Source organism: Allobosea sp. 05T438, assembly GCF_056396025.1.
This window is the reverse complement of the sequence record NZ_JBFTKQ010000036.1, coordinates 1-15,133: the sequence shown is the minus strand read 5'-3', so window position 1 is coordinate 15,133 and position 15,133 is coordinate 1. Positions and strand designations below refer to the sequence as shown.

20 protein-coding genes and 1 pseudogene are annotated in these 15,133 nt (G+C 62.4%); 11 read left to right on the top strand and 10 right to left on the bottom strand.

From position 1 onward, the window contains the following. Positions 1 to 620 precede the first annotated feature (620 nt). Both AC1DIN_RS29170 and AC1DIN_RS29165 read left to right on the top strand, forming a co-directional pair. A pseudogene (locus AC1DIN_RS29170) lies at positions 621 to 1,018 on the top strand (L,D-transpeptidase); the annotation flags it as partial. A 1,009-nt stretch (positions 1,019 to 2,027) separates the two neighbouring features. Further along, the gene (locus AC1DIN_RS29165) at positions 2,028 to 2,222 is read left to right on the top strand and encodes a hypothetical protein (RefSeq protein ID WP_476812268.1); all 195 of its coding nucleotides are present in this window, start codon (positions 2,028 to 2,030) and stop codon (positions 2,220 to 2,222) included. Between the two features lie 232 nt (positions 2,223 to 2,454). Here the strand turns inward: AC1DIN_RS29165 and AC1DIN_RS29160 are convergent, their stop codons facing one another. Further along, on the bottom strand, positions 2,455 to 2,832 hold the full coding sequence (locus AC1DIN_RS29160) for a response regulator (protein WP_441470801.1): 378 nt from the start codon (positions 2,830 to 2,832) through the stop codon (positions 2,455 to 2,457). 275 nt (positions 2,833 to 3,107) lie between these two features. Here AC1DIN_RS29160 and AC1DIN_RS29155 point away from each other — a divergent pair, with 275 nt between their 5' ends. Beyond that, positions 3,108 to 4,673 (top strand): PAS domain S-box protein, encoded by a 1,566-nt coding sequence (locus AC1DIN_RS29155; RefSeq protein WP_476765294.1) that lies wholly within the window; start codon positions 3,108 to 3,110, stop codon positions 4,671 to 4,673. Positions 4,674 to 5,125: 452 nt separating this feature from the next. Beyond that, on the top strand, positions 5,126 to 5,356 hold the full coding sequence (locus AC1DIN_RS29150; protein WP_441514340.1) for a hypothetical protein: 231 nt from the start codon (positions 5,126 to 5,128) through the stop codon (positions 5,354 to 5,356). 78 nt (positions 5,357 to 5,434) lie between these two features. On the opposite strand, the gene AC1DIN_RS29145 is transcribed toward AC1DIN_RS29150, so the two are convergent. Then, a complete protein-coding gene (locus AC1DIN_RS29145) occupies positions 5,435 to 6,001 on the bottom strand; it encodes a CinA family protein (RefSeq protein ID WP_476765293.1) in 567 nt (188 codons plus the stop codon). 350 nt (positions 6,002 to 6,351) lie between these two features. Between AC1DIN_RS29145 and AC1DIN_RS29140 the strand changes: the two genes are divergently transcribed. Genes AC1DIN_RS29140 through AC1DIN_RS29125 form a run of 4 tightly spaced genes read left to right on the top strand, consistent with a single transcriptional unit; the run spans position 6,352 to position 8,111 of the window. Beyond that, positions 6,352 to 6,657, top strand: a complete 306-nt coding sequence (locus AC1DIN_RS29140) for a GNAT family N-acetyltransferase (RefSeq protein WP_476765292.1) — start codon at positions 6,352 to 6,354, stop codon at positions 6,655 to 6,657. Continuing rightward, positions 6,654 to 7,031 (top strand): VOC family protein, encoded by a 378-nt coding sequence (locus AC1DIN_RS29135; RefSeq protein ID WP_476765291.1) that lies wholly within the window; start codon positions 6,654 to 6,656, stop codon positions 7,029 to 7,031. Before AC1DIN_RS29140 ends, AC1DIN_RS29135 begins: the two co-directional genes overlap by 4 nt. A gap of 11 nt (positions 7,032 to 7,042) precedes the next feature. Further along, on the top strand, positions 7,043 to 7,231 hold the full coding sequence (locus tag AC1DIN_RS29130; protein ID WP_441514473.1) for a DUF3008 family protein: 189 nt from the start codon (positions 7,043 to 7,045) through the stop codon (positions 7,229 to 7,231). Positions 7,232 to 7,253: 22 nt separating this feature from the next. Then, on the top strand, positions 7,254 to 8,111 hold the full coding sequence (locus AC1DIN_RS29125; protein WP_476765289.1) for an SDR family oxidoreductase: 858 nt from the start codon (positions 7,254 to 7,256) through the stop codon (positions 8,109 to 8,111). Positions 8,112 to 8,122: 11 nt separating this feature from the next. Here AC1DIN_RS29125 and AC1DIN_RS29120 read toward each other — a convergent pair whose 3' ends face one another. The 5 genes from AC1DIN_RS29120 to AC1DIN_RS29100 form a co-directional block, all read right to left on the bottom strand. Further along, entirely contained in the window at positions 8,123 to 8,368 is a 246-nt protein-coding gene (locus tag AC1DIN_RS29120) for a hypothetical protein (RefSeq protein WP_476765288.1), read from the bottom strand. Continuing rightward, positions 8,349 to 8,600, bottom strand: coding sequence for a hypothetical protein (locus AC1DIN_RS29115; RefSeq protein ID WP_038358059.1), 252 nt, complete (start codon positions 8,598 to 8,600; stop codon positions 8,349 to 8,351). Before AC1DIN_RS29115 ends, AC1DIN_RS29120 begins: the two co-directional genes overlap by 20 nt. A 62-nt stretch (positions 8,601 to 8,662) precedes the next feature. After that, positions 8,663 to 9,166, bottom strand: coding sequence for a YciE/YciF ferroxidase family protein (locus tag AC1DIN_RS29110; RefSeq protein ID WP_113255015.1), 504 nt, complete (start codon positions 9,164 to 9,166; stop codon positions 8,663 to 8,665). Between the two features lie 89 nt (positions 9,167 to 9,255). Continuing rightward, a complete protein-coding gene (locus AC1DIN_RS29105; protein ID WP_476765287.1) occupies positions 9,256 to 9,792 on the bottom strand; it encodes a hypothetical protein in 537 nt (178 codons plus the stop codon). Between the two features lie 12 nt (positions 9,793 to 9,804). Continuing rightward, a complete protein-coding gene (locus AC1DIN_RS29100) occupies positions 9,805 to 10,104 on the bottom strand; it encodes a PepSY domain-containing protein (protein ID WP_476812267.1) in 300 nt (99 codons plus the stop codon). 239 nt (positions 10,105 to 10,343) lie between these two features. On the opposite strand from AC1DIN_RS29100, the gene AC1DIN_RS29095 reads away from it, so the two are divergent. From AC1DIN_RS29095 to AC1DIN_RS29085, 3 genes are all read left to right on the top strand, one after another. After that, positions 10,344 to 10,577: a hypothetical protein gene (locus tag AC1DIN_RS29095; RefSeq protein ID WP_476812266.1), complete on the top strand. Its 234-nt coding sequence runs from the start codon at positions 10,344 to 10,346 to the stop codon at positions 10,575 to 10,577. Further along, on the top strand, positions 10,574 to 10,819 hold the full coding sequence (locus AC1DIN_RS29090; RefSeq protein ID WP_476765285.1) for a hypothetical protein: 246 nt from the start codon (positions 10,574 to 10,576) through the stop codon (positions 10,817 to 10,819). The genes AC1DIN_RS29095 and AC1DIN_RS29090 overlap by 4 nt, the downstream gene beginning before the upstream one ends. Positions 10,820 to 10,957: 138 nt before the next feature. Beyond that, complete coding sequence (locus AC1DIN_RS29085; protein ID WP_476812265.1) at positions 10,958 to 13,030, top strand: ATP-dependent helicase; 2,073 nt, start codon at positions 10,958 to 10,960, stop codon at positions 13,028 to 13,030. A gap of 25 nt (positions 13,031 to 13,055) precedes the next feature. On the opposite strand, the gene AC1DIN_RS29080 is transcribed toward AC1DIN_RS29085, so the two are convergent. From AC1DIN_RS29080 to AC1DIN_RS29070, 3 genes are all read right to left on the bottom strand, one after another. Continuing rightward, entirely contained in the window at positions 13,056 to 13,238 is a 183-nt protein-coding gene (locus tag AC1DIN_RS29080; RefSeq protein ID WP_476812264.1) for a hypothetical protein, read from the bottom strand. Positions 13,239 to 13,313: 75 nt separating this feature from the next. Next, positions 13,314 to 13,631: a YkvA family protein gene (locus AC1DIN_RS29075; protein WP_476812271.1), complete on the bottom strand. Its 318-nt coding sequence runs from the start codon at positions 13,629 to 13,631 to the stop codon at positions 13,314 to 13,316. Between the two features lie 129 nt (positions 13,632 to 13,760). After that, the gene (locus AC1DIN_RS29070; protein ID WP_476812263.1) at positions 13,761 to 14,693 is read right to left on the bottom strand and encodes an NADP-dependent oxidoreductase; all 933 of its coding nucleotides are present in this window, start codon (positions 14,691 to 14,693) and stop codon (positions 13,761 to 13,763) included. Between the last annotated feature and the right edge of the window lie 440 nt (positions 14,694 to 15,133).

The window sequence follows — 15,133 nt, the reverse complement described above, 5'->3', positions numbered from 1 at the left end:
CGACGGTGATCTCAGTGCCACGAGCTGTTATCGAGCTGCTGAAGTTCTTCCGGGCAGCCTTGCTAGGTGGATGCGTCGTGCTGGCACCGGTAGCTGCGCAAGCCCTCACTTCCGACGAGGGGAACCGAGCGGGTCCCCCGGCCACCACGAAAAGCAAAGTGACGCGCCCCAACGCATCGATCGTCAAGGCTCAGGTCTTGCTGGCGCGTCAGGGGGTCTCTCCCGGGGAGATCGACGGACTGGACGGCGACAACTATCGGAAGGCCATCGACCAGTTCCGTCGCCGCAAAAATCTCGGAACCGGCGAAATCATCGACGCCGCGACCTGGCAGGCGCTCAAAGGGGACGTCAGCTCGGACATCGTCTCGGACTACGTCGTGACGAAGGACGATATCAAAACCCGGTTCGTCCGGCGCATCCCTCACGACTACGCTCGCCAGGCCCGGATGAAGCGCCTCGGCTACAGGAACGCGCAGGAGATGTTCGCCGAACGCTTTCATATGAGCGAGGGCCTTCTCAGGGTCCTCAACCCGCGAACGCATGATCGGAAGCGTGAAGAAGCGCTGCACGTCGTCTCGGTCGGTCGAACCGCTCCTTCGGACGAGGCCCGAACCGTCGAGGCCGACAAGACCAATGGCATGGTTCGAGCGCTCGATGCGACGGGGAAGGTGATCGCGATATACCCGGCCACGATCGGCAGCGAGGATACCCCATCGCCCGAGGGCGAGTATCAGGTGGTGAGGGTCGTGAAGAACCCGACCTATCACTACGATCCGGTCAAGAATTTCCAGCAGGGGAAGAACAAGCGCAAACTGGTGCTCCCCAGGGGTCCCAACAACCCGGTCGGCACGGTCTGGATCGAACTGTCCAAGCCGACCTTCGGCATTCATGGTACGCCGGAGCCTTCGAAAAGATCAGCAAGGCGTCATCGCATGGCTGCGTGCGGCTAACGAATTGGGATGCCGAGGAACTGGCCCAGCTTGTCAGGCCCGGCACGACGGTCCGCTTCACGCAGTAGGCAGCGCCACTGCGGCTGCTCGCTTCAACGGCGACGGGACAGGCGCCGTCCCTCGCGACTGTGGGATCGTAGGCCGATGGCCAGGCGCGAACGCAACGATATTGAAATTCGCGATGATGAAGAAGGGCCGGGTGCCATCGTTTCCTTCCCGTTCGACGCCGCTGCCGTGGAACGATTTCGGGACGCTTTTCCGAGAGCGCGCTGGAACGACGACCTGGCTGCTTGGCGGATACCGGGCACGACCGCGATGCTTCGCGTGGCGCGATGGCTCGATCGCGAGCTGCCGAGTACATTCACCCTCGTGGATGAGCGCGGCCGCGATTCCTTTTCGTCGAGCCGATCGTCAGTCCTTATCTGGAAGCCGCCGACGAGATCGTCGTGCGCACCCCTTATTCACGAACCGTCGTCGAGGAATTGCGCGCGGTTCCGTGGGCGTGGTGGAACGGAGAAGACAAGGCTTGGCACGTACCATTCCGCTCGATCGATGAACTTCGCAGGAGATGGCCGGCGATCGAGGCCGCCGCCGAACGCAGCGAGCCAGAGGCTCGAAGGCAACGGCGCGAAGCGGCGAAATCCTCGCCCGAGTACGAAGACGCCAAAGCAGCGATGACTGAGCGGCGCCGCCGGCGCTATCCTGTCCCGGCGAGCGAGCAGCCGCCGCTCGACAGAGTGGTCATGTCCCATCAAGGACCGCTCGTCGTCCTTGAGGTTACCGGCGAGGTCGTTCCCGCGGAGACCGCCGCCCGGCATTACCCTTGGAGTTCCGGACAACCCGACGATCTGGTCTGGGCATTGTGGCGTCGCCCGACGCACCACGAACTTGTGAAAACCTGGCCTGCACGACATTCCACCGCGGTGAGCGCCCTCCTCCGAGGATGGTGGCAACCTACGCTCGAGCAATTGCGCACGGCCCGGCGAGCGGCGAGCTCGTTAGAGCGCGCTCGAGAAACGCGCCGAGCGAGCAGTGCTTCACGCTTGAACCGGACCTTTGTGCCGTTTCGATGAGGAGGTGGATGCGGTTCTGGAGGAAGCCAGGAGAGATTCCCGGCAGGCGATCCGGATGGTGCTGCGCAATCTCGTCGTCATAGCGGACGACGCCGATGCTGCTTCGTCGCGCGGGTTCTTGCGCGGTCACTTTTCAGAGGGTCAGCGCCGATCGCTGCGGCAGGATGAGGACTCTTCCCTGGGCTCGAAACCACGGTGATTCGCAGGCGAGCGCCGCTGGATGAATCACGAATCGTGTACCTCCACGCCCAACCTTGGCCCGGAAAGCGCTTCACCGTCGAACCACGCGGGACCTTCCCCGCGACTGGTCCGGGACGCTTCCAGTGCGAGCGAGATATACTTCACGCCAGGTTGAGGAACGAGGCCTGCCGCAGCTCGAAACAGATGGTGGCCTACGGTTCGATGGTCCGATCGATGGCCGACGGTCGCTGCTATGACGCCAATCTTCTCATGGCCGAAGCGAGGGCGTGGCGATTATAGGGCTTGGAAAAGAACAGGCCGCGATCCGGCATGTCCTCGGCGGCCACGGTGCGATGACCAGAGACTATGATGATCTCGATCGGAGGCCAACGGTCGCGAACATATTGGGCGAGCTTCACACCATCCATAGAGCCCGGCATCTCGATATCGGTGAGCACGATACGGATGTCGGACCGCGACGCCAGAATCTCTATTGCCCGGTCGGCATTGAATGCCTCCACGGCTTCGAACCCCGCCTCCTCCACCATGTCGATCGCATCCATCAGCAGAAGCGGCTCGTCTTCAACGATCAGGATAGTCGGTCTCACGTGGGGGCTCGCATGGATCATTCCGGCCTCGACGATTGGACCACAGCCGTTGCGACGGCGAACGCTAGAACCGAGCCCCAATTCGTTGAAATGGGACTGGATCGCATCAGTTCCGCCAACGGGGAGAATTGACGGGTGGACGTCATTATCCCGATCGGATGGGTGATTCACCCCAGTGGGCTTCCTCCAGACTGTAAGCGCTGCATTGACAGGACGACTTGGCAAATGATGTGTTGCCGCTCGATTTGACATGGCATCTTCAGGTGCGCTCGGATTGATTGCGCGGGGGAAGACGCTTGAACAGGGAGCAAGTGCGAGGCGCGGATGCGCGTTCCACCGAGATCGAGCGCATGCGGATGTTCAGTCGCATTGCCCGCGCTGTCGCCGGGGAATTCGACCTCGCGGAACTGGTCGGCCTCGTCACGGATGCAGCGACCAAGTGGTCCGGAGGAAAGTTCGGCGCCTTCTTCTACAATCAAGTCGACGAAAAGGGCGAAATCTACAGCCTCTACACGTTGTCGGGGGTACCGAGATCGGCCTTCGCCGATTTCGAGATGCCGCGTAAAACAGCGGTGTTTGCGCCAACGTTTGATGGCACCGGCGTCGTTCGCTCGGACGATATTCGCCAGGACCCCCGATACGGATTGAGCGCTCCGCATTTTGGCATGCCTCCCGGCCACTTGCCCGTCGTGAGCTACCTCGCGGTTCCGGTCATCTCGCGAACGGGCAGCGTTCATGGCGGCATTTTCATTGCTCACGATGAGCCTGGGCAATTCGACGAAGAGGCGGAGGAGATCGTCAAGGCGATCGCCGCTCACGCTGCCATTGCCATCGACAACGCCGCGCTTCTTGCTGAGGCGCGTCGGGAATCCGAGGCCCGGAGGGTCGCGCAGGAAGCCAACGCGAAGCTCGCGGCTATCGTAGCCCATTCCGACGATGCAATCGTGAGCAAGTCCCTCGACGGCACGATCACGAGTTGGAATGCCAGCGCCGAGCGCCTGTTCGGCTACACCGCGGAGGAAGCGATCGGGCAGCCGATAACGATGCTGATCCCTGATGAGCGACTGCACGAAGAGGATATGATTATCGGCGGGGTTCGCGAAGGACGCCGGACCGACCATTTCGAAACCCTGCGGCGGCGCAAGGACGGATCGCTCATTCATGTGGCGCTGACCGTTTCACCGATCCGCAGCGAGGATGGCGTGATCGTCGGCGCGTCGAAAATCGCGCGCGATATCAGCGAGCGTATCCAGGCGCAGGAGCAGCAAGCCCTCCTGATGCGCGAGATGAACCACCGGATCAAGAATCTCTTTGCCCTGACCGGCGGGCTGATTTCGCTGAGCGCGCGATCGGCCACTAACGTGGACGAGTTGACCAAGAAACTTCGCGAACGGCTTACTGCGTTGGCTCGCGCTCATGATCTCACGATCTCGGCCGACGCCGAAGGCGATCGCGCCTCCACCGACCTCCTCAGCCTGGTGCGTGCACTTTTATCGCCTTACGAAGCGGAGCATCGAGAGGCGCTGGAGATTTCTGGGCCAGAGGTTTCCGTTGGAGGGTCTGCTTTGACGGCCCTTGCCTTGGTGTTGCACGAGCTTGCGACAAACGCGGCGAAGTATGGCGCGCTCTCCTCTCCGCAAGGTCGGCTCAACGTCAAGCTCGTGCGCGAAGGCGAGACGGTGAAACTCCACTGGACGGAGCGCGGCGGCCCAACGATTGCGGGAACTCCCGCGCAGGCGGGCTTCGGCAGCAAGCTCGAAAAGGCGACGCTGAGTGGACTCGGCGCGACAATCGAGCGGAAATGGGACCCCGAAGGGCTGTCGCTTTCGCTCGCTCTCCAGATGGATCGACTGAACAGCTAGGCCGACGATGTCAGTGTGAAGGCGCCTAAGCCTTCGCTCTCCTTGGCGATCGAGAGGCAATTCAACCAAAACTGTACCCAATTGTCGGATTTGGGTACAGTTTTGGAGAGATGCACCGATCACATCCGGTATTTTGACCGCCCACAGCGGGTCTCCAGATCCTCGCGCCGAAGGATCCCACACATGAGGAACTGGTCAGGGCTGGCCCGCGCGACGGCCGACCCTGCCGGGCGCCCTCCTCTGCGGATAGTGGCAGCACACCCTTGAGGAATTGCGTGTCACCCGGCGCGAGGCGAGATCCGTGGGACGCGCTCAGGAAACACGATGCCGCGGCGCTTCCGAAGATCGGTCGGGCTAAGTCCGTCTCAAATTTTTAACTTTGGCATCTTGGCAGAGCGCCGCGGCGCGCTAATTTCTCAGAAATCCTATCACCCAGCTACGGGGAAGGAACCATGCCATTCTCATCGTTGAATGATCCGGTCGATCTCGCTCGAGCGCAGGCTGCTTTGGATGCCGCGTGGGATGAAATCAGATCGACCATTCCCGATGCGCGAGATGAGAAGGAGCGGACCAGATTAGCCTATATCGTGGCCTCTCTGGTCGCCATTGCAGAAGACGAAGATGATCTGAAGAGGCGCGCAGTCGAGCGCTATCGACAGTCGGCCGAGAATACCGCCGCTTGATCATCGGAACCCCGGACATTGGCGACCTTCCAGATGGCATAAGTTTTGACAGGTATCTGCTCGGGTTACGTAGCCGGTTTAACAGGCAAGGGCCTTATTCAGAGCAGTATGGGCCGCTTCATCGCCGAGTTGCGACAGGCCAAAGGCGATAGCCGCTTGGATTGCCAGGTGAGCAAGCGCGTCTGGAGCGAGCGGACCGAACTCGCAGTGCAATGTGCGTGTTTCACCGGCCCGAGCGAAACCGACGAAAACCCGCCCGATCGGGTTTCCGTCCTCATCGGGTTCTGCGCCGGTCACGCCGGTGATGGCAATCGCGCAGTCCGCTCCACTACGTTCGAGGGCGCCGAGAGTCATTGCCTTCGCCACCTCCGCATGCACGGCGGTGCATTCCGCGAGAAGCGGCCTAGGTACGCCGACCAGCTTCTCCTTGGCTGCCTTCGTATAGGTGACAAACCCCCCGGCAAGAGCCAGGGCTGCGCCGAACGGACGGGACAGCGCATGCGCCATCGCGCCGGCCGTGCAGGATTCGACGGTCACAAGCCGGATCCGCAGGCTGCATGCCGTCGCGATCAAGCGCTCCGCCAGGACATGGAGCCCGGGCAGCGCCGAACCGTCGAATACCTTATGACTGGCGTTCTCTGACATAGCGGTGATCCGTGTGGCGGCCTGCGTAGTCGCGGTCGATCTCCTCGATGAGGCGGTCGCCGTCGTCGCGATCGACCTTGCGCAGGATGGTATCGAGCCCCTCGAAGCTGGCGGCCTGACCATGGCTCGCTAGGTCGTTGGCAGAGGGCGAACCAGCCGAAGACCCAGTGGCCGACCAGGCTGATCAGGAAGAAGCCGCCGGTCACCCAGGCAAATCTGAATCGGGTCCAGATCGAGTGTTTCATTCACCGTTCCCAGTCCCGCAGGGCTTCGAGAAGCATCGCTGCGAGAGGGAACTCCGATCGGCTGCCGGGGTTCAACCCGGACACCGCCTCTTTCAGGAGCGCCCCATGCCGACGAAACCGCCAAGCATCCGAGACGACCCTGAACACAACAGGTTCGTGATGGCGGTTCCGGGCGGGGAGGCCTTCGCAACGTATCGGCGCCTTGATGGCTACCTTATTGTTTCGCACACCGAGGTGCCGTCGAGTTTGCGCGGTCGAGGTCTCGGCTCGCAGCTTGCTGAAGCCCTGTTCGAGCGCGCACGCGGCCGCAGAGAGCGTATCGTTCCCGCCTGCTCATTCATCGCGGACTGGGCGAGGCGGCATCCTGAATACCAAGACGTTCTCGCCCAGCGGACGGAGCGGGCGCAATGATCGACCATATTTCCGTCGGCACCAATGATCTCGCGAATGCGCGCACGTTCTACGACGCGGTCCTTGCGGAACTCGGGATCCGGCTTCTCAGCAGCAGCAATCGATCGGCCGACTATGGCGTGAGCAGCATTCTCTTCAGCATCGAGACGCCCGTTGACGGCAAGAGGGCTTCCAGCGGCAACGGGACCCACATCGCTTTTGCTGCGGGTAGCCGAGAGATCGTGAACGCCTTTTACCATTCCGCGCTCGCCAACGGTGGCACCGACGCTGGCGCCCCGGGTGTACGCCCGAATTACGACGCTCACTACTATGGCGCCTTCGTCTTCGACCCCGACGGCAACAAGATCGAGGCCGTCACCCGTTCATCCAAGTGAAGGAGGACGACATGCCTGCAAAATCAGCCGCTCAACAGAAGGCCGCGGGCGCCGCGCTCGCCGCAAAGCGCGGAGACATCAAGGAAAGCGAGCTCAAGGGCGCCTCGAAGTCGATGGAAAAGTCGATGAGCGAGAGCGAACTCGAGAAGATGGCTTCGACCAAGCGCAAGGGAAAACCCGAGCACAAGAGCAAGCACTGACTCGCGTTTCGAGGAAAAAACGATGACATCACACTTCGAACCGCCCTTCCCTGAGCAGCAGCAACCGATGCCGGGGCGCACCGATGCCATGACGCCCCGACCGGACCATGGCGAGGACAGCTATGTCGGCTCGGGTCGTCTCGAGGGCAAGCGCGCCATCATCACCGGTGGCGACAGCGGCATCGGGCGGGCTGTTGCCATCGCTTTCGCGCGGGAGGGCGCGGACGTCCTGATCTCCTATCTGAACGAGGATGAGGATGCCGGGGAAACCCGCGGTTGGGTCGAGAAGGCCGGACGGAAAGCCGTGCTGGTATCCGGCGACATCCAGGAAGCGGCCCGTTGCCGCCAGATCGTCGACCGGGCCGTGGCCGAATTCGGCGGCATCGACATCCTCGTCAACAACGCTGCCCATCAGGCCAGTTTCAAGAATATCGGCGACATTTCGGACGAAGAATGGCAACTGACCTTCGCGGTGAACATCCACGCGATGTTCTACCTGACCAAGGCTGCCGTCCCGCACATGAAGCCTGGTTCCTGCATCATCAACACAGCCTCGGTGAACGCCGACAAGCCCAATCCGACCCTGCTCGCCTATGCCACGACCAAGGGAGCCATCCAGAACTTCACCGGCGGGCTGGCGCAGTTGCTGGCGGAGAAAGGGATCCGGGCCAATGCCGTAGCCCCCGGGCCGATCTGGACACCGCTGATCCCCTCGACGATGACGGGCGAGAGCGTCACGCAGTTCGGCAAGCAGGTCCCAATGAAGCGGCCGGGACAACCGGCGGAGCTCGCGACGGCCTATGTGATGCTCGCCGATCCACTCTCGAGCTACGTCTCGGGCGCCACCATCGCGGTAACTGGCGGTCATCCGATCCTGTGATGGCAGGCGGGTCAATCTTTGTTGAGCTTCCCGAGATTGCCGGGCAGGCCCGAGAAAGGAAGATCGTCCGGCTTGAGCAAGCTGTCGGACGGTTCAGGACCATGGCTCTTTTCGCCCTTGTGCGCCTCATTCCAGTGCCGGATCTTGTCCGTAAGTCGTAGAAACTCTGCTGCCTGCGGTGAACCTGCGGGCGCGTCGCTCAGCGCGGCGGCGCGCTGTACGGCAGCCTCATATTCCTCATGATTTTTGAAAGTCATGGCTGGAGTCCAATTCGGATTGGTTGCTTGCAGCAATCTCGTCGAGGAGTTCGGAGGCGGCTCGCGACAAAGCTTCCGGCGGCGCCATATCTTCCTGAAGATGCCATTCCACGAAGTCCCGGCTCTTCCCGGCTCTCTCCGCCAGAAGCGCCACCCAATCGCGGTGCGGGTAAGCTGCATTCATCCGCAGCGCGAGATCCCGGCCGGAAGTAAACGGTTCGGATGAAAGCATCAGGACTCCTGTACACTCCGAAGAGAAAAAGACCCCGCCGGATGTCCGGCGGGGCCGCGCGCTCAAGCAGCCTTGCGATTGATACCGTCCAGCGCGAGCTTGGTGAGTTTCTCGTCGGTCGCGGCTTCCTCGTCGAGGTTCTGCTTTAGGAGCGACGCGCAGTCATTGCGACCGAGCTGCTTCGCCCAGGCGACCAACGTGCCGTAACGCGTGATCTCGTAATGCTCCACCGCCTGGGCCGCGGCAATCAGCGCTGCGTCGAGCACCTGCTTGTCTTCGACTTCGCCGGCGACGTCATTGGCCTCTTCGAGGATGCCGTCGATCGCAGGGCAGGTGACGCCCTTTTCCTCAACGCCATGCAGGCGGAAAACCTCCTTCAGGCGCGTGATCTGGCCCTCGGTCTCGCGCAGATGCGTTTCGAAGCCTCGCTTGAGATCCGGGCTGGTGGCCTTTTCGACCATGTCCGGAAGCGCCTTCTTGATCTGGTTCTCGGCGTAATAAATGTCCTGAAGCGTATGGACGAAGAGGTCGTCCATCGTGGCGATGTCTTTAGAAAACCAACCCATGCCGCTCTCCATTTTGGCAGGAAAATCCCCCAGCGCTTGGTCGTTCCTGAGGGCTGGTCCGCCCTCTTCCGAAAGCCGGACGGCTTTGTTCAGATCACCGTGGAGCGATAGGGTTCGGCCGTCTCGTCGAACCGGTTCCACCCTGCTGCACGGTATTCCGCGAGACGGGCATCCCTGTCGATGGGAGATGCTCTATCGAGGATGGCCTCGACCGCCGGAACCTGCTCATCGGCAACGCGAACCGAAACAACGGTACCGCCGCGCCGAACCGTTTCGGCGTAGTAGTTGGCATCCTCTTCACTGTGGCCGGCGCTGGTCAGCGCTCCGACGATCCCGCCGGCGACGCCGCCGGCCGCGGCGCCCGCTGCCGTCGACGCGAGCCAACCTGCGGCCACCACCGGGCCGATCCCGGGAATGGCGAGCAGTCCGACACCTGCGAGCAGACCGGCTGCTCCGCCGAGTGCCGCGCCGATTCCAGCGCCTTCACCGGCATTGCTGTCATCGGCCTTGGCGTGCCGACCGACCACGCTGATGTCAGCGGCGCTGACGCCCTCGGCTTCGAGGGCTTCGACCACCGACCGGGCGGTCTCGTAGTTTTCATAGGAACGCGTCAGTGTCTGAGTCATGGGAGTCTCCGATTACTGGCGGGTGATGTTGCCGCGATAGTCGACGGTGACGTTCACTTTGGCGCCGCCATGCGTGGCGCTGCCCTTCCAGACGCCATTGGCGTCCTTCGTCTGCGGACCAATCTGCGAATAGCCGTTGGCCTCGAGACGGCTCTTCGCCTGTCCTTCGGTGAAGCTATTCGCGCCTGGAAGCGGAGCATTCTTGTCCGCTTCGCCCTTCGGCGATGGTACGGGTGAAGTCGTCGCGGTCTGAGCGAGCGCACCAAAGGAGGTCGTTGCCGCGATGAGAAACGCGAGCAAAAGCTTCTTCATGTCTAAGCTCCTCGAAACTCGTGGAATGGTCCACTGAATGCATTTCGAACGAGCTGGGCGCCATTTCTGTTCCGCCAGAATTTGGATCCGTAGCGACCAAACCGCGGGGCGTTTTCTTCATATGCCGGGGCAGCGCCAGGTAGCGGCCCCGAAGTCACCGGGCCTCTGGCGTTGGTCTTTCCGGCTTGACTCGTAAATCCATATGTTCTCTTTATGTTCTCGCATCCCGAGTGAGAACCATGACAGCAGCCGTGCCTCAGCGCCCGCCTGAACCAGACCCTTTTGCCGTTGCCGATGAGGAGATCGATGCGGTCCTGGAGGAAGCCAGCGGAGATTCCCGGGAGGCGATTCGGATGGTCCTCCGGGACCTGGCCGTCATGGCAGCCGACGCCGATGCAGCATCGTCGCGCGGGTTCTTGCGCGGTCGCTTTTCCGAGGGGCGGCGCCGTCCTCGCGTCGTCGGCGAAACATGAGACGCAAGGGTGAGCTATCGCCTGCTGAAGTCGACCGTCGCTGGCCTCACCACGTCGCCGTTGAGATCCCGCCGGGCCATGGGCTCGGCATCGTACCGGCGACCGGACCGCTCTCGTCGCTTGCTCCTCGTGGCCATGAGGTCGCCTACGACGGCAAGCGATATCGGGTGTTCTGGTTCTCCGATCCGGACCAGGCCGCGCGCTTCAAAGACATCATGGGTGGCCTCGATTTCGATCATTGAGACCGCGGCCGGGGAGCCCATTGGGGAATCTTGTATCGGGGGCGCGGAGCTACCCGCGATACCAAGCGCAGCCGATCCTGACGCGCGCTTATCATTCGACATGGTACGCTCGGACGAATCATTATCCATCAGATCCTCATGAACGCCGTCGCCCCGATCAGCTATCTCGACACGCTCAATCCGGCGCAGCGGCGCGCCGTAGTTCATGGCGTGGGCGCAATAGCGGCCTCCCCGCTCCTGGTCATTGCGGGCGCCGGATCGGGCAAGACCAACACGTTGGCGCATCGGGTCGCGCACCTGCTGGTCAGCGGCGCCGACCCACGGCGTATTCTGCTGATGACCTTCTCGCGCCGCGCGGCATCGGAGATGTCAAAGCGCGTCGAGCGCATCGCGCGGAAGGTTCTCGGCGACGGTGCCGGGGTGCTGAGCGACGCCCTCACCTGGGCGGGTACCTTTCACGGCATCGGCGCCCGGCTCCTCCGCGACTGCGCCGATCAGCTCGGCCTCGACCCGGCCTTCACCATCCACGATCGCGAGGATTCCGCCGATCAGATGAACCTCGTCCGGCACGAGCTCGGTTTCTCGAAGACGGAAGCGCGCTTCCCGACGAAGGGGACCTGCCTTGCGATCTATTCGCGGTGCGTAAATTCGGAATTGCCGATCGAGGACGTGCTCGGTCGGTCATATCCGTGGTGCGTTGCCTGGGCAGCCGAACTCAAGGACCTGTTCGCCGCCTATGTCGAGGCCAAGCAGCAGCAGAACGTCCTCGATTACGACGACCTCCTGCTCTACTGGGCGCAGGCGATGACCGACTCGGACATCGCTGTGGATGTCGGCTCGCGCTTCGACCATGTGATGGTCGACGAGTACCAGGACACCAACCGCCTCCAGTCCTCGATCCTGCTCGCGCTCAAGCCCGATGGCCGGGGGCTGACTGTCGTCGGGGACGATGCCCAGTCGATCTATTCGTTCCGCGCCGCGACGGTACGCAACATCCTCGACTTCCCCGCCGCGTTCTCCCCCCCTGCTGAGGTCGTCACCCTCGACCAGAACTACCGCTCGACCGAAGCCATCCTCTCGGCCGCCAACGCAGTGATCGATCTGGCCACGGAGCGTTTCACCAAGAACCTCTGGACGGACCGCGCCAACGGATCTCCTCCCCAGCTCGTTCATGTTCGCGACGAGGCTGATCAGGCCCGTTTCATCGCCGATAAGGTCCTCGAGAACCGCGAAGGCGGCTCGACCCTGAAGCAACAGGCGATCCTGTTTCGGGCGTCGCATCACAGCGGCCCCCTCGAGATCGAACTGACTCGTCGCAACATTCCGTTCGTGAAGTTCGGCGGGCTGAAGTTCCTCGACAGTGCCCATATCAAGGACCTTCTGGCGATACTCCGGTTCGTGGAGAACCCGCGGGACAAGGTCGCCGGCTTCCGAGTGCTGCAACTTCTCCCGGGAGTGGGGCCGACGTCGGCGCAGCGCGTCCTCGATCACATCGCACAGGCGGCCTCCCCGATCGAAGCGCTGGATAACGCTCCTGCTCCTCAGCGCGCAGGCGAAGACTGGCCCAGGTTCCTCATCGCGGTCGCCGAGATCCGATCGGGCCGCGCCGGCTGGCCCGGTGAGATTGAGCGCGCCCGGCGCTGGTACGAGCCGCATCTCGAACGAATCCACGAGGACGCATCCACGCGACAGGCCGACCTGGTGCAGCTCGAGCAGATTGCCAGCGGCTATCCTTCCCGGGAGCGCTTCCTGACCGAGCTCACGCTCGATCCCCCCGATGCGACAAGCGACCAGGCCGGGGTACCGCATCTCGACGAAGACTACCTGATCCTGTCGACAATCCATTCCGCCAAAGGCCAGGAATGGAAGTCGGTCTTCGTCATGAACACCGTCGACGGCTGCCTTCCCATTGACCTGGGGACTGGATCGAGGGACGAGATCGAGGAGGAACGGCGCCTGCTCTATGTCGCGATGACGCGGGCGAAGGACGACCTTCACCTGATCGTGCCGCAACGCTTTTTCACGTCCGGCCAATCCGGAACCGGTGACCGCCACGTTTACGCCAACCGCACGAGGTTCATCCCGAATGGCTTGCTCGGTCATTTCAAGCGGATCGGCTGGCCGATCGCCTCAGGGACGGAAACCGGCCGGATGCCGAGCGCCGGCCCCAAGGTCGACGTACGAGCCAAGATGCGGGGCATGTGGCGATAATCGGTCAGACCGATAGCTGGGCTCATCAGATCGAGATCGAAGTTCCCCCGGCCGGGTTCGAGATGAAGCTCCGCGCGATCGAGACATGGTTGCAGGAATGTGAAATCCCGTACCGCATCGGATCCTCGCTCGGTGCGACAGGGCAGATGCGCGTTTGCTTCACGGAGGAGAAATTCGTCCGGGCATTGGCGTTCTGATGAACGATCATGGTGTTGGCCCGTTGGTGCGGCGGCTTATTCGGCACTCAAGTGTGAGGCCCTGGCGCAGGTTCCGCAACGGGACGTTAGCGGACGTGGAGCCAGACCCAATAGCCGACCGCCGAAGCCGTACCCAACCACACGCCGATGATAAATCCAGCAGCCACTACGCTGCGAGGCCGGGTGCTTCGAATACCTGCCTCTCGTCTGAATTCAATCATGAGCGCTGGGGGAATGAGACGGAGGGCCGCTGCGATGCCCAGCGGGACAATGAGCAGGTCATCCAGATATCCCAGGACGGGGATGAAGTCCGGGATCAGATCAATCGGACTTAGTGCATAAGCCGCGACGAAGGCCGCGATGCCTTTGGCGAGCCAAGGGGTGCGGGGATCGCGCGCGGCAATTCACAACGCCACCACGTCCCGTTTCAGGCTCTTCGCCCACCGCATAATCGTCTCGAACATAGCGCCTTGTTCAGATGGCACGTTTCCGCAACGGGTCATGGGCGGACGGTACAGTTCTCCACGCGGTTGCTAGCCGACTGTCGGCTTGTGCATCTGCACGATGACCTTGCCCTTCGCCCGCCCGGTTTCGAGATAAGCAAACGCCTGCTCGATTTCGGCGAATGGGAACACCCGGTCAACGATTGGACGAAGCCGTCCGGCATCGACGAGAGCGGCCAACTCGGAAAGCTCGGCTCCGCTGGGATGCATGAACAGGAAGCGGTAGCGCGCGCCATGCTTTCGCGCCTTCATCCGCAGCGAAAGACTGGCGAACCAGAATAGCCCTGCCAGCAGCAGTCCGCGCCCGAGGTCCTTCCGAGCGGTCTCGGGTTCCGGCGTGGCGGTGATCGAAACCACCGTGCCACCGGGCTTCACCAGGGCGAACGACTGCTCTAGCGTCTCGCCGCCCACGAGATCGAAGACGCCATCGACATCTCGAACACGATCTGTGGCCCGCTCGGTCGTATAATCGATGACGGTGTCTGCGCCGAGCTCTTCGACGAGGGCGCGGCCACGTGGCGATGCGGTCGTGACGACCTGAGCGCCGAGCCATTTGGCGATCTGGATCGCGAGAGTGCCGACCCCGCCGGCTCCTCCGGAGATGAAGACCTGATTGCCCGGCCGCAGATGCAGCTCATCGCGCAGCGCCTGCAAAGCCGTTAGCCCCGCCAGCGGAATAGCTGCCGCTGTATCGAAATCAAGGGTTTCCGGCATGGCCGCGACGACCTGTTCGGGCACGCAAGCGTATTCGGCGAAGGCCCCCATCCTGTCCTTCGGAACACGCGCAAAAACCCAATCGCCGGGAGCGAAGCGGGAGACGGCCTCGCCGCACGCCTCGACAATGCCCGCAAACTCGTTCCCGAGCACGATCGGTAGCGGGTAGCCCTGAATTACGCGCAGCTTGCCCTCGCGGGTCTTGAAGTCGACGGGGTTGAGACCCGCCGAGCATACGCGCACGAGCACGTCGCCAATCCCCGGAACCGGTTTGGGGACGTCGCGGAGCTGTGCTGTTTCAGGTCCGCCATATCGTGTGAGGACAAAGGCCTTCATATCGGCACTATGCGGCTTGGCGCGTCATCGGAAAAGGTCAGCTAGAGGTGAGGGATCAGGAAGTACGATGACGGATGCCGTTCGGAGCTCTGGCGATCCGCGCGTCCGGCTCCGTCGCGCGGATGATTTGCTCGAGCGCATCGTTATGCTGAAGACGGACATGCACGCAGCTTCGGTACTCTCGCGTATTTCCTTGAGGTTGCGCGTATCGAAGCCGAGCTTCAAGCCGACCGCATAGCCGAGGAACAAGTGACCGGGGAGCGCGTACCGGATGAGTTATGGCGACCGACCACGGACCGGGATTGATGGCGAAGAAGCCTGCCGAGCTGCCTGAAATCGATCTCGACGTCGCG

What these genes read in the sequence shown, in the direction of transcription:
- AC1DIN_RS29160 (WP_441470801.1), bottom strand. Translation starts at nt 2,832, where the DNA reads ATGATCCATGCGAGCCCCCACGTGAGACCGACTATCCTGATCGTTGAA.
- AC1DIN_RS29150 (WP_441514340.1), top strand. Translation starts at nt 5,126, where the DNA reads ATGCCATTCTCATCGTTGAATGATCCGGTCGATCTCGCTCGAGCGCAG.
- AC1DIN_RS29145 (WP_476765293.1), bottom strand. Translation starts at nt 6,001, where the DNA reads ATGTCAGAGAACGCCAGTCATAAGGTATTCGACGGTTCGGCGCTGCCC.
- AC1DIN_RS29140 (WP_476765292.1), top strand. Translation starts at nt 6,352, where the DNA reads ATGCCGACGAAACCGCCAAGCATCCGAGACGACCCTGAACACAACAGG.
- AC1DIN_RS29135 (WP_476765291.1), top strand. Translation starts at nt 6,654, where the DNA reads ATGATCGACCATATTTCCGTCGGCACCAATGATCTCGCGAATGCGCGC.
- AC1DIN_RS29130 (WP_441514473.1), top strand. Translation starts at nt 7,043, where the DNA reads ATGCCTGCAAAATCAGCCGCTCAACAGAAGGCCGCGGGCGCCGCGCTC.
- AC1DIN_RS29125 (WP_476765289.1), top strand. Translation starts at nt 7,254, where the DNA reads ATGACATCACACTTCGAACCGCCCTTCCCTGAGCAGCAGCAACCGATG.
- AC1DIN_RS29120 (WP_476765288.1), bottom strand. Translation starts at nt 8,368, where the DNA reads ATGACTTTCAAAAATCATGAGGAATATGAGGCTGCCGTACAGCGCGCC.
- AC1DIN_RS29115 (WP_038358059.1), bottom strand. Translation starts at nt 8,600, where the DNA reads ATGCTTTCATCCGAACCGTTTACTTCCGGCCGGGATCTCGCGCTGCGG.
- AC1DIN_RS29110 (WP_113255015.1), bottom strand. Translation starts at nt 9,166, where the DNA reads ATGGGTTGGTTTTCTAAAGACATCGCCACGATGGACGACCTCTTCGTC.
- AC1DIN_RS29105 (WP_476765287.1), bottom strand. Translation starts at nt 9,792, where the DNA reads ATGACTCAGACACTGACGCGTTCCTATGAAAACTACGAGACCGCCCGG.
- AC1DIN_RS29100 (WP_476812267.1), bottom strand. Translation starts at nt 10,104, where the DNA reads ATGAAGAAGCTTTTGCTCGCGTTTCTCATCGCGGCAACGACCTCCTTT.
- AC1DIN_RS29095 (WP_476812266.1), top strand. Translation starts at nt 10,344, where the DNA reads ATGACAGCAGCCGTGCCTCAGCGCCCGCCTGAACCAGACCCTTTTGCC.
- AC1DIN_RS29090 (WP_476765285.1), top strand. Translation starts at nt 10,574, where the DNA reads ATGAGACGCAAGGGTGAGCTATCGCCTGCTGAAGTCGACCGTCGCTGG.
- AC1DIN_RS29085 (WP_476812265.1), top strand. Translation starts at nt 10,958, where the DNA reads ATGAACGCCGTCGCCCCGATCAGCTATCTCGACACGCTCAATCCGGCG.
- AC1DIN_RS29080 (WP_476812264.1), bottom strand. Translation starts at nt 13,238, where the DNA reads ATGATCGTTCATCAGAACGCCAATGCCCGGACGAATTTCTCCTCCGTG.